9 protein-coding genes are annotated in these 12,147 nt (G+C 51.5%); 6 read left to right on the top strand and 3 right to left on the bottom strand.

Features of this window, described 5'->3' with window-relative positions; all coding sequences use genetic code 11:
* Positions 1-531 precede the first annotated feature (531 nt).
* The 3 genes from nrdA (at position 532) to yfaE (ending at position 4,290) form a co-directional block, all read left to right on the top strand.
* Complete coding sequence (gene nrdA, locus C3D30_RS08525) at positions 532-2,817, top strand: class 1a ribonucleoside-diphosphate reductase subunit alpha (protein ID WP_001075192.1); 2,286 nt, start codon at positions 532-534, stop codon at positions 2,815-2,817.
* 88 nt (positions 2,818-2,905) lie between these two features.
* On the top strand, positions 2,906-4,036 hold the full coding sequence (gene nrdB, locus C3D30_RS08520) for a class Ia ribonucleoside-diphosphate reductase subunit beta (RefSeq protein WP_000332038.1): 1,131 nt from the start codon (positions 2,906-2,908) through the stop codon (positions 4,034-4,036).
* Positions 4,036-4,290, top strand: coding sequence for a ferredoxin-like diferric-tyrosyl radical cofactor maintenance protein YfaE (gene yfaE / locus C3D30_RS08515; RefSeq protein WP_000135040.1), 255 nt, complete (start codon positions 4,036-4,038; stop codon positions 4,288-4,290). The genes nrdB and yfaE overlap by 1 nt, the downstream gene beginning before the upstream one ends.
* Before the next feature lie 53 nt (positions 4,291-4,343).
* Here the strand turns inward: yfaE and inaA are convergent, their stop codons facing one another.
* The 3 genes from inaA to glpT all read right to left on the bottom strand — a co-directional run bounded on the left by inaA (position 4,344) and on the right by glpT (position 7,685).
* Complete coding sequence (inaA, locus tag C3D30_RS08510; RefSeq protein ID WP_105286745.1) at positions 4,344-4,994, bottom strand: lipopolysaccharide kinase InaA; 651 nt, start codon at positions 4,992-4,994, stop codon at positions 4,344-4,346.
* Between the two features lie 251 nt (positions 4,995-5,245).
* Positions 5,246-6,322, bottom strand: a complete 1,077-nt coding sequence (gene glpQ / locus C3D30_RS08505; protein ID WP_105286744.1) for a glycerophosphodiester phosphodiesterase — start codon at positions 6,320-6,322, stop codon at positions 5,246-5,248.
* Between the two features lie 4 nt (positions 6,323-6,326).
* Positions 6,327-7,685, bottom strand: a complete 1,359-nt coding sequence (gene glpT / locus C3D30_RS08500) for a glycerol-3-phosphate transporter (protein ID WP_016158665.1) — start codon at positions 7,683-7,685, stop codon at positions 6,327-6,329.
* Positions 7,686-7,957: 272 nt separating this feature from the next.
* On the opposite strand from glpT, the gene glpA reads away from it, so the two are divergent.
* The 3 genes from glpA to glpC are packed head-to-tail and all read left to right on the top strand — an operon-like array spanning position 7,958 to position 12,022.
* Positions 7,958-9,586, top strand: coding sequence for an anaerobic glycerol-3-phosphate dehydrogenase subunit A (glpA, locus tag C3D30_RS08495; RefSeq protein ID WP_105286743.1), 1,629 nt, complete (start codon positions 7,958-7,960; stop codon positions 9,584-9,586).
* Positions 9,576-10,835 (top strand): glycerol-3-phosphate dehydrogenase subunit GlpB, encoded by a 1,260-nt coding sequence (gene glpB / locus C3D30_RS08490; protein WP_105286742.1) that lies wholly within the window; start codon positions 9,576-9,578, stop codon positions 10,833-10,835. The genes glpA and glpB overlap by 11 nt, the downstream gene beginning before the upstream one ends.
* Positions 10,832-12,022 (top strand): anaerobic glycerol-3-phosphate dehydrogenase subunit GlpC, encoded by a 1,191-nt coding sequence (gene glpC / locus C3D30_RS08485; protein ID WP_105286741.1) that lies wholly within the window; start codon positions 10,832-10,834, stop codon positions 12,020-12,022. The genes glpB and glpC overlap by 4 nt, the downstream gene beginning before the upstream one ends.
* Positions 12,023-12,147: the final 125 nt, after the last annotated feature.

Here is a 12,147-nt window from a genome sequence, read left to right as displayed (position 1 = left end):
TAAACAATGATAATTAAAACATATTAAACTGATTAATTCATTTCTTGTTTACCTGGAATAATCAATATCGCAAACTTTTATTTTACATCTACTGATTAAAAAACATCTGTTTCGTGAACGCCCCCCCTTTACATTTGCTCACATCATAAACATAACAATAAGTGTCGACGTGATATGAGTTTGTGATGGTATCAATTTTCGCCACATCTGACATAAGCGCAATAAATAACCTGGATCAATAATTATCTTAAATTGAACGTTCAAGAAATCGCCGAACGGTTATTTTTAACAATTTTTTCTCTTCCCATTGACTTTCCCGAACACCTTGTCTGACCTAAGGTGCGTGGAAGTCGCCTTTTCCGTCGTGAGTTATCCACAAAGTTATGCACTTGCAAGAGGGCCATTTTCACACTATCTTGCAGTGAATCCCAAACATACCCCCTATATATAGTGTTCATTGCGACTTTTCTCACTACAGGTAGTCAAAGCGACACTATAGCGGAAAGTATTCCCAAAACAGGTACTACATACATGAATCAGAATCTGCTGGTGACAAAGCGCAACGGTAGCACAGAGCGCATCAATCTCGACAAAATCCATCGCGTTCTGGATTGGGCGGCAGAAGGACTGCATAACGTTTCGATTTCCCAGGTCGAACTGCGCTCCCACATTCAGTTTTATGACGGTATCAAGACTTCTGACATCCACGAAACCATTATCAAGGCTGCCGCAGACCTGATCTCCCGTGAAGCACCGGATTATCAGTACCTCGCCGCGCGCCTGGCAATTTTCCACCTGCGTAAAAAAGCCTACGGTCAGTTTGAGCCGCCTGCGCTGTATGACCATGTGAAGAAAATGGTCGAAATGGGCAAATACGATAATCATCTGCTGGAAGACTACACGGAAGAAGAGTTCAAGCAGATGGACACGTTTATCGATCACGACCGTGATATGACCTTCTCTTACGCTGCCGTTAAGCAACTGGAAGGGAAATATCTGGTACAGAACCGCGTGACCGGCGAAATCTACGAGAGCGCCCAGTTCCTCTATATTCTGGTTGCTGCCTGCCTGTTCTCAAACTACCCGCGTGAAACGCGTCTGCAATACGTGAAGCGTTTTTACGACGCGGTTTCCACATTTAAAATTTCGCTGCCGACGCCAATCATGTCCGGCGTGCGTACCCCGACTCGTCAGTTCAGCTCCTGCGTACTGATTGAGTGCGGTGACAGCCTGGATTCCATCAATGCGACCTCCAGCGCGATTGTAAAATACGTCTCCCAGCGTGCCGGTATCGGTATCAACGCCGGGCGTATTCGTGCACTGGGTAGCCCGATTCGCGGCGGCGAAGCATTCCACACCGGCTGTATTCCGTTCTATAAGCATTTCCAGACCGCTGTGAAATCCTGCTCCCAGGGCGGTGTGCGCGGTGGTGCAGCAACGCTGTTCTACCCAATTTGGCATCTGGAAGTAGAAAGCCTGCTGGTGCTGAAAAACAACCGTGGGGTTGAAGGCAACCGCGTGCGTCATATGGACTACGGGGTACAAATCAACAAACTGATGTATACCCGCCTGCTGAAAGGTGAAGATATCACCCTGTTCAGCCCGTCCGATGTGCCAGGGTTATACGACGCGTTCTTCGCCGATCAGGAAGAATTTGAGCGCCTGTACACCAAATATGAAAAAGACGACAGCATCCGCAAACAGCGTGTGAAAGCCGTTGAGCTGTTCTCGCTGATGATGCAGGAACGTGCGTCTACCGGTCGTATTTATATTCAGAACGTTGACCACTGCAACACCCACAGCCCGTTTGATCCGGCTATTGCGCCAGTGCGCCAGTCTAACCTGTGCCTGGAAATCGCCCTGCCGACCAAACCGCTGAATGACGTCAACGACGAAAACGGTGAAATCGCGTTGTGTACGCTGTCTGCTTTCAACCTGGGCGCAATTAATAGCCTGGATGAACTGGAAGAGCTGGCGATTCTGGCGGTGCGCGCACTCGACGCGCTGCTGGATTATCAGGATTACCCGATCCCGGCAGCCAAACGCGGAGCGATGGGTCGTCGCACGCTGGGTATTGGTGTGATCAACTTCGCTTACTATCTGGCGAAGCACGGTAAACGCTACTCCGACGGCAGTGCCAACAACCTGACGCATAAAACCTTCGAAGCTATTCAATATTACCTGCTGAAAGCGTCTAACGAGCTGGCGAAAGAGCAAGGCGCGTGCCCGTGGTTTAACGAAACCACTTACGCGAAAGGTATCCTGCCGATCGATACCTACAAGAAAGATCTGGATGCTATCACCAATGAACCGCTGCATTACGACTGGGAAGCGTTGCGTGAGTCAATCAAAACGCACGGCCTGCGTAACTCCACGCTTTCTGCTCTGATGCCGTCCGAGACCTCTTCGCAGATCTCTAACGCCACTAACGGTATTGAACCGCCGCGCGGTTACGTCAGCATCAAAGCGTCGAAAGACGGTATTCTGCGCCAGGTGGTGCCGGACTACGAGCACCTGCACGACGCCTATGAGCTGCTGTGGGAAATGCCGGGTAACGATGGTTACCTGCAATTGGTGGGTATCATGCAGAAATTTATCGATCAGTCGATCTCTGCTAACACCAACTACGATCCGTCACGCTTCCCGTCAGGAAAAGTGCCGATGCAGCAGTTGCTGAAAGACCTGCTCACCGCCTACAAATTCGGGGTCAAAACGCTGTATTATCAGAACACCCGTGATGGCGCTGAAGACGCGCAGGACGATCTGGTGCCGTCAATCCAGGACGATGGCTGCGAAAGCGGCGCATGTAAGATCTGATAATCCCCCAGCCTTTGCACCAAACCGTCCCCTCTCCCCTTGCGGGAGAGGGTTAGGGTGAGGGGTAATAAAACCACAGGACACATTCATGGCATATACCACCTTTTCACAGACGAAGAATGATCAGCTCAAAGAACCCATGTTCTTTGGTCAGCCGGTCAACGTGGCTCGCTACGATCAGCAAAAATATGAAATCTTCGAAAAATTGATCGAAAAGCAGCTCTCTTTCTTCTGGCGTCCGGAAGAAGTTGACGTCTCCCGCGACCGTATCGATTACCAGGCGCTGCCGGAGCACGAAAAACACATTTTTATCAGCAACCTGAAATATCAGACGCTACTGGACTCCATTCAGGGTCGTAGCCCGAACGTGGCGCTGCTGCCGCTGATTTCCATTCCCGAACTGGAAACCTGGGTAGAAACCTGGGCGTTTTCGGAAACTATTCACTCCCGCTCCTACACGCACATCATTCGTAATATCGTTAACGATCCGTCTGTTGTGTTTGATGATATCGTCACCAACGAGCAGATCCAGAAACGCGCAGAAGGGATTTCAGCTTACTACGACGAACTGATCGAAATGACCAGTTACTGGCATCTGCTGGGCGAAGGCACCCATACCGTCAACGGCAAAACCGTGACCGTTAGCCTGCGCGAGCTGAAGAAAAAACTTTATCTCTGCCTGATGAGCGTTAACGCGCTGGAAGCGATCCGCTTCTACGTCAGCTTCGCCTGCTCTTTCGCGTTCGCTGAACGTGAGCTGATGGAGGGCAACGCCAAAATTATTCGCCTGATTGCCCGTGACGAAGCCCTGCACCTGACTGGTACTCAGCATATGCTGAATCTGTTGCGCAGCGGCGCGGACGATCCTGAGATGGCGGAAATTGCCGAAGAGTGTAAGCAGGAGTGCTATGACCTGTTTGTCCAGGCGGCACAGCAGGAGAAAGACTGGGCGGATTATCTGTTCCGTGACGGTTCGATGATTGGTCTGAATAAAGACATTCTCTGCCAGTACGTCGAGTACATCACCAATATCCGTATGCAGGCGGTTGGTTTAGATTTGCCGTTCCAGACGCGCTCCAACCCAATCCCGTGGATCAACACCTGGCTGGTGTCTGATAACGTACAGGTTGCTCCGCAGGAAGTGGAAGTCAGTTCTTATCTGGTCGGACAGATTGACTCGGAAGTAGACACCGACGATTTGAGTAACTTCCAACTCTGATGGCTCGCGTTACCCTGCGCATCACTGGCACACAACTGCTGTGCCAGGATGAACACCCTTCTCTTCTGGCGGCGCTGGAATCCCACAATGTGGCGGTTGAGTATCAGTGCCGCGAAGGCTACTGCGGCTCCTGTCGCACGCGCCTTGTCGCAGGCCAGGTGGACTGGATTGCCGAACCGTTAGCCTTTATTCAACCTGGGGAAATTTTGCCCTGTTGTTGCCGGGCAAAAGGTGATATTGAAATCGAGATGTGATCGGGTACTAGCGCCAGATGCGACGCTTACGCGTCTTATCTGGTCTACAACAATTACATGGCAGAATAATACGCTTTCACCTGCTCCCAGTCCGCTTTGGGGATCGGCTCCAGATATTTCTCCAACTGGCGGAAGTCATGATGAATAGCCTTATGGCGACGCAGACGACGGCGACTTTTCTCCAGATCAAGAAAACCTGCTTCTGCCTTACCTTCTGTTTTCACATAGATATGGCGAACATAACAGCAACCATGCTGACGATTAACGCTATGCATCTTTTTAAATGCCAGCGCCACCGCTTTCAACATTGCTTGCCGTACATCGTCGGAATAAGGCGTTACTGCGTGTTGTGAATACCAGTCAGCAATGCTGACAAACCCCGCCATATCTTCAGTCACCAGCAACGCGCGCCATTCACCCTCAATTTTCACCGCTTCACCAAAAATGATGTTCGGCACAATCACACCGGCGCGCTTCAGATCTTTTATTACAGCTATCTCCCGAACAATCGTCGGACGCCCAAACGGATAGCGGATAGAATAAAACAAGTGGTGAGTCATGCGCTTCACATACAACTTTTTGCCGTTGTGCTCGACGCATTGCACCCCGCTCATACCGTTGCGGCGGTAATTCGGCTCCTCAACCCAGTCACCTTCTGTAGCCCACCAATGATTGAACTCATCGTGTTTTGCTGAAACTGCCATACCCTGTCGCCTGTCTTTATTGTTAACGACAATGACTATAGGTGTTTACCTTAAGAAAAACTTAATAAAAAGTGTTTCTTAATGGATTTCTTTTGCCGGGAACAAGTCATCCCGCTCTAAAGAACAGCAAGTAAGGATAACCAACAGACTTTATGAAGAATTAAATATGTCCGCTATTTTACTATGACGTAGATGAGGCTTTGAATGAAGAGATATACCGGATGGCACTTACGTGCCATCCGACACTGAAGTTACTCTTTATTGAGGAATTTTACTGCTTTATCCGGGAAGTCCGTAAACAGCCCATTAACACCTGCTTTGTTATACAGGGCGTCATACAGTTGATTCACATCGGTCGTATATGCCGGCAGTTTATCCGACCGCACGGTATAAGGATGCACTACCAGCTTATTCTGCTGTGCATCTTTCACCATTCCAGTAAGTTTAATATTGCCCGGCTGCGATGTCTCATCAATGACCATATGGTAATCGGGGCCAATGCCGTCAGCATATTCCGCCACCTGCTTCATGGCGCCCGGCTTAAACATCCAGTCATAGCTGTAATTTACCCAGGTTCCGTCCGGCTGTTTCTGCTGAGTTTCATTCCAGTCAGTATAAGCAATCAACTGAACCAGATTGAGATCCATGCCCATTTTCGGTTCCAGCTCATTTTTAATGCGTTTCAGCTCATCAGCATCAAAGCATTGCAAATAAACTTTGTCCCCTTTGCTGGTGTAACCATATTTTTTCAGCACTTCCAGAGTTTTAGCCGCTATATCTTTCCCTTCCTGGTGATGGAACCACGGCGCTTTAATCTCCGGGTAGATGCCGATGTTTTTCCCGGTCGAATGGTTTAACCCCTGAACAAATTCAATCTCTTCTTCGAAAGTATGCACCCGGAAGTCAGATTTACCCATCGGGAAGCGTCCAGGGAAAGTCTGCACTTTCTTACCGTTTTCAATATCGAAGCCTTCGGTAAATTTCAGTGATTTAATTTCATCCAGCGTGAAATCTATCGCGTAGTAACGACCGTCTTTGCGTGCCCTGTCCGGGAAACGATCGGCGACATCAGTAACGCGATCAAGATAGTGGTCATGCAGGACGACCAGATGGTCGTCTTTGGTCATTACCAAATCCTGCTCCAGATAGTCAGCCCCCTGTGCATATGCCATCGCTTTTGCTGGCAGCGTATGCTCCGGCAAATAACCACTGGCGCCGCGATGGGCTATTACAATTTTCTCGCTGTTGTCTGCCGCCATTGCACTGCTTCCCATGATCATTCCACTCATCATGATCGCAATGCTAAGGTTTTTCAGCGTCAATTTCATGCCATTAGCCTCCGTTGCGTTTTTGCTGTAATTCCTGATGGCGACGTTTTTCGCCAATCATCACGACAATTAACAAGATAACTGCCAGGATGCTGCCGCCAATCATCACCATAAAGCCGCCATCCCAGCCAAAGTAGTCAACGGTATAGCCGACAATCGCACTTGCGGCCACAGAACCACCAAGATAACCAAACAGTCCGGTAAAGCCTGCCGCCGTACCTGCCGCTTTTTTCGGTGCCAGTTCCAGCGCGTGCAGACCGATGAGCATGACAGGGCCATAAATCAGGAAGCCGATGACAATCATACAAATCATATCTACGGTCGGGTTGCCCGCCGGGTTCATCCAGTAAACGATAGTGGCAATGGTCACCAGAGTCATAAAGAAGACGCCGGTTGCGCCACGGTTACCACGGAAGACTTTATCCGACATCCAGCCGCACAAAAGGGTGCCCGGAATGCCCGCGTACTCATAAAGGAAGTAGGCCCAGGAAGATTTATCCAGCGCGAAGTGTTTCACCTCTTTCAGGTAGGTTGGCGACCAGTCGAGGATGCCGTAGCGCAGCAGGTAAACGAACACGTTAGCGATAGCGATATACCACAGCAGTTTGTTCGGCAGCACGTACTGCATGAAAATCTGCTTCGCGGTCAGCTCCTGTTCCGCTTTTTCGTTATAGTCGTCCGGATAGTCATTTTTGTACTCTTCGATCGGCGGCAGACCACAGGATTGCGGGGTATCGCGCATCATGGCAAAAGCGAAAAGCGCCACCAGAATGGCACAGAAAGCCGGCATATAAAGCGCCGCGTGCCAGTCATTGAACCAGGCCATCCCCAGCAAGAACAACAGCGGCGGAATACCACCACCAACGTTATGCGCACAGTTCCACACCGACACAATGCCGCCACGTTCTTTCTGTGACCACCAGTGCACCATGGTACGACCACACGGCGGCCATCCCATCCCCTGGAACCAGCCGCAGAGGAACAACAGCACGAACATCACCGCAATACTGGAAGTCGCCCACGGCACAAATCCCATAAACAGCATCACTGCCGCAGCAAGAATCAAACCAGCTGGCAGGAAAACGCGCGGATTCGAGCGATCCGATACCGAGCCCATGATGAATTTCGAAAATCCATAGGCGATTGAGATCCCTGAAAGCGCAAAACCTAAATCACCACGCGAGAATCCCTGCTCCACCAGGTAAGGCATAGCAAGAGCAAAGTTCTTACGAACCAGATAGTAAGCAGCATAACCAAAGAATATCCCCAGGAAAATTTGCCAGCGTAATCGACGATAGGTCGGGTCGATCTCCGCAGCAGGTAAGCGCGCTTTGTGTGGCGCCGGTTTAAAAATACTCAACATTTATAGCCTCCGTGGCCCATGGTCTTATTTATGATTAACAGCCTGATTCAGTAGAAGAACCTGCCGTTTTTTGAGTTGCCGCGATGTTAAGAAAACATTCATAAATTAAATGTGAATTACCGCACACATTATTAAACACAATGATTGAAATGTTCTGAAAGACGCATGAAATCACGCTTCACTTTCGAATTATGAGCGAATATGCGCGAAATCAAACAATTCATGTTTTTACTATGGCTAAATGGTAAAAAACGAACTTCAGAGGGATAACAATGAAAACTCGCGACTCGCAATCAAGTGACGTGATTATCATTGGCGGCGGCGCAACGGGAGCCGGGATTGCCCGCGACTGTGCCCTACGCGGGCTGCGCGTGATTTTGGTTGAGCGCCATGACATCGCCACAGGCGCGACCGGGCGTAACCACGGTCTGCTGCACAGCGGCGCGCGCTATGCGGTAACCGATGCGGAATCGGCCCGCGAATGTATTAGTGAAAACAAGATATTAAAACGCATTGCGCGTCATTGTGTTGAGCCGACCAACGGCCTGTTTATCACCCTGCCAGAAGATGACCTCTCCTTTCAAACCACTTTTATTCGCGCTTGCGAAGAAGCAGGAATAAGCGCAGAAGCCATCGATCCGCAGCAAGCGCGCATTATCGAACCTTCCGTTAACCCGGCATTGATAGGTGCAGTGAAAGTCCCGGATGGCACCGTTGATCCATTTCGTTTGACCGCAGCAAATATGCTCGATGCGAAAGAACACGGTGCAGTTATCCTCACCGCCCACGAAGTCACTGGCCTGATTCGTGAAGGCGCGACGGTATGTGGCGTTCGTGTGCGTAACCATCTCACCGGCGAAACCCAGGCACTTCATGCACCTGTGGTGGTTAATGCCGCCGGGATCTGGGGACAACATATTGCCGAGTATGCCGATCTACGCATTCTCATGTTCCCGGCGAAAGGATCGCTGCTGATCATGGATCACCGCATTAATCAGCATGTGATCAACCGCTGCCGTAAACCTTCTGATGCCGATATTCTGGTTCCCGGCGATACCATTTCGCTGATTGGAACCACCTCTTTACGTATTGATTACAATGAGATCGACGACAACAGAGTGACGGCAGAAGAAGTGGATATTCTGCTGCGTGAAGGGGAAAAACTGGCTCCGGTGATGGCGAAAACGCGTATTCTGCGAGCCTACTCTGGCGTGCGCCCGTTGGTTGCCAGCGATGATGACCCGAGTGGACGTAACGTCAGTCGCGGCATCGTGCTGCTCGACCACGCCGAACGCGATGGTCTTGACGGATTTATCACCATCACCGGCGGCAAACTGATGACCTATCGTCTGATGGCGGAATGGGCCACCGACGCGGTATGCCGCAAGCTTGGCAACTCGCGCCCCTGTACCACTGCCAACACGCCACTGCCTGGTTCACAGGAACCCGCTGAAGTTACCTTACGCAAAGTGATCTCCCTGCCCGCCCCGCTGCGCGGTTCCGCAGTTTACCGTCACGGCGATCGCACGCCTGCCTGGCTGAGTGAAGGTCGCCTGCATCGAAGCCTGGTGTGCGAATGTGAAGCCGTCACGGCGGGAGAAATACAGTACGCAGTAGAAAATTTAAACGTTAACAGTCTGTTAGATTTGCGCCGTCGTACCCGTGTGGGAATGGGCACCTGCCAGGGCGAACTCTGCGCCTGCCGCGCCGCCGGGCTGCTGCAACGCTTTAATGTCACCACCTCTGCGCAATCTATTGAGCAACTTTCCACCTTCCTGAACGAACGCTGGAAAGGCGTGCAACCTGTTGCCTGGGGCGATGCGCTGCGCGAAAGCGAATTTACCCGCTGGGTTTATCAGGGACTGTGTGGTCTGGAGAAGGAGCAGAAAGATGCGATTTGATACTGTCATTATGGGCGGCGGTCTTGCCGGATTACTCTGCGGTCTGCAACTGCAAAAACACGGCCTGCGCTGTGCGATTGTCACTCGTGGTCAAAGCGCGCTGCATTTTTCGTCCGGATCGCTGGATTTACTGAGCCATCTGCCTGACGGTCAAACGGTGACAGACATTCACGACGGCCTGGAATCTTTGTGCCATCAAGCTCCTGCCCATCCTTACAGTGTTCTCGGCTCACAGCGCGTACTCGATCTCGCTTGCAGGGCGCAGGCATTGATCGCTGAAAGCGGTGCGCAATTGCAGGGTAGCGTTGAACTGGCTCACCAGCGAGTTACACCGCTCGGCACTCTGCGCTCAACCTGGCTAAGCTCGCCAGAAGTCCCCGTCTGGCCGTTGCCAGCGAAGAAAATATGTGTGGTGGGTATCAGCGGGCTGATGGATTTTCAGGCGCATCTTGCGGCAGCTTCGTTACGTGAATTGGATCTTTCGGTTGAAACCGCAGAAATTGAACTGCCGGAACTGGATGTGCTACGTAATAACGCCACCGAGTTCCGCGCGGTAAATATTGCCCGTTTCCTTGATAACGAAGAAAACTGGCCACTGTTGCTTGATGCGCTTATCCCTGTCGCCAACACTTGTGAAATGATCCTGATGCCAGCCTGCTTCGGCCTGGCTGATGACAAACTCTGGCGCTGGCTGAACGAACAATTGCCCTGTTCATTAATGTTACTGCCGACACTGCCACCTTCCGTGCTGGGCATTCGTCTGCAAAATCAGCTTCAACGTCAGTTCGTGCGCCAGGGCGGTGTATGGATGCCGGGCGATGAAGTGAAAAAAGTGACCTGTAAAAATGGCGTGGTGAATGAAATCTGGACCCGTAATCACGCCGACATCCCGCTGCGTCCACGTTTCGCGGTTCTCGCCAGCGGCAGCTTCTTTAGCGGCGGACTGGTTGCGGAACGCAACGGCATTCGCGAGCCGATTCTCGGCCTTGATGTGCTGCAAACCGCCACGCGGGGTGAGTGGTATCGAAGTGATTTTTTTGCGGCGCAACCATGGCAGCAGTTCGGTGTAACCACTGATGAGGCGCTACGCCCATCGCAGGCAGGCCAGACGGTAGAAAACTTGTTTGCCATCGGATCGGTGCTGGGCGGATATGATCCTATCGCTCAGGGATGCGGCGGCGGCGTTTGTGCTGTCAGTGCATTACATGCTGCTCAACAGATTGCCCAACGCGCAGGAGGCCAACAATGAACGATACCAGCTTCGAAAATTGCATTAAGTGCACCGTCTGTACCACCGCCTGCCCGGTAAGCCGGGTGAATCCGGGCTATCCGGGGCCAAAACAGGCCGGGCCGGATGGCGAGCGTCTGCGTCTGAAAGATGGCGCCCTGTATGACGAGGCGCTGAAATATTGCATTAACTGCAAACGTTGCGAAGTCGCCTGCCCGTCCGATGTGAAGATTGGCGATATCATCCAGCGCGCGCGGGCGAAATATGACACCTCACGCCCGTCGCTGCGCAATTTCGTTTTGAGTCATACCGACCTGATGGGTAGCGTTTCCACGCCGTTCGCGCCTATCGTCAACACCGCTACCTCGCTGAAACCAGTGCGACAACTGCTTGATGCGGCGTTAAAAATTGACCATCGCCGCACGCTGCCGAAATACTCCTTCGGCACTTTTCGTCGCTGGTATCGCAGTGTGGCTTCGCAGCAGGCGCAATATAAAGACCAGGTGGCCTTTTTCCACGGCTGCTTCGTTAACTACAACCATCCACAGTTAGGCAAGGATTTAATTAAAGTGCTCAACGCGATGGGCACCGGCGTGCAACTGCTCAGCAAAGAGAAATGCTGCGGTGTGCCACTCATCGCCAACGGTTTCACCGATAAAGCGCGCAAACAGGCAATAACCAATGTGGAATCAATTCGCGAAGCTGTGGGGGGAAAAGGTATTCCGGTGATTGCCACCTCCTCTACCTGTACTTTCGCCCTGCGTGACGAATACCCGGAAGTGCTGAATGTCGACAACAAAGGCTTACGCGATCATATCGAACTGGCGACCCGCTGGCTGTGGCGCAAGCTGGACGAAGGCAAAACGTTACCGCTGAAAACGCTGCCGCTGAAAGTGGTTTATCACACGCCGTGCCATATGGAAAAAATGGGCTGGACGCTCTACACCCTGGAACTTTTACGTAAGATCCCAGGGCTTGAGCTGACAGTGCTGGATTCCCAGTGCTGCGGTATTGCCGGAACTTACGGTTTCAAAAAAGAGAACTACCCCACCTCACAAGCCATCGGTGCACCGCTGTTCCGCCAGATAGAAGAGAGCGGCGCGGATCTGGTGGTTACCGACTGCGAAACCTGCAAATGGCAGATTGAGATGTCCACAAGTCTTCGCTGCGAACATCCGATTACGCTGCTGGCTCAGGCGCTGGTTTAAACTCCCTTCTGATGCCCGGTAAGCGCATTGCTTATCGGGCATTTTTGCGTGCGCGATTCCGTACCCAATGTATGCGTTTCATCACAATGAAAATTCCTCTGAAAACGTCTCGCAAAGGCTGAAAC

Origin of the sequence: Escherichia sp. MOD1-EC5433 (genome assembly GCF_002966005.1) — a bacterium.
GTDB lineage: Bacteria > Pseudomonadota > Gammaproteobacteria > Enterobacterales > Enterobacteriaceae > Escherichia > Escherichia ruysiae.
This window is presented reverse-complemented; position numbering and strand designations above follow the sequence as displayed.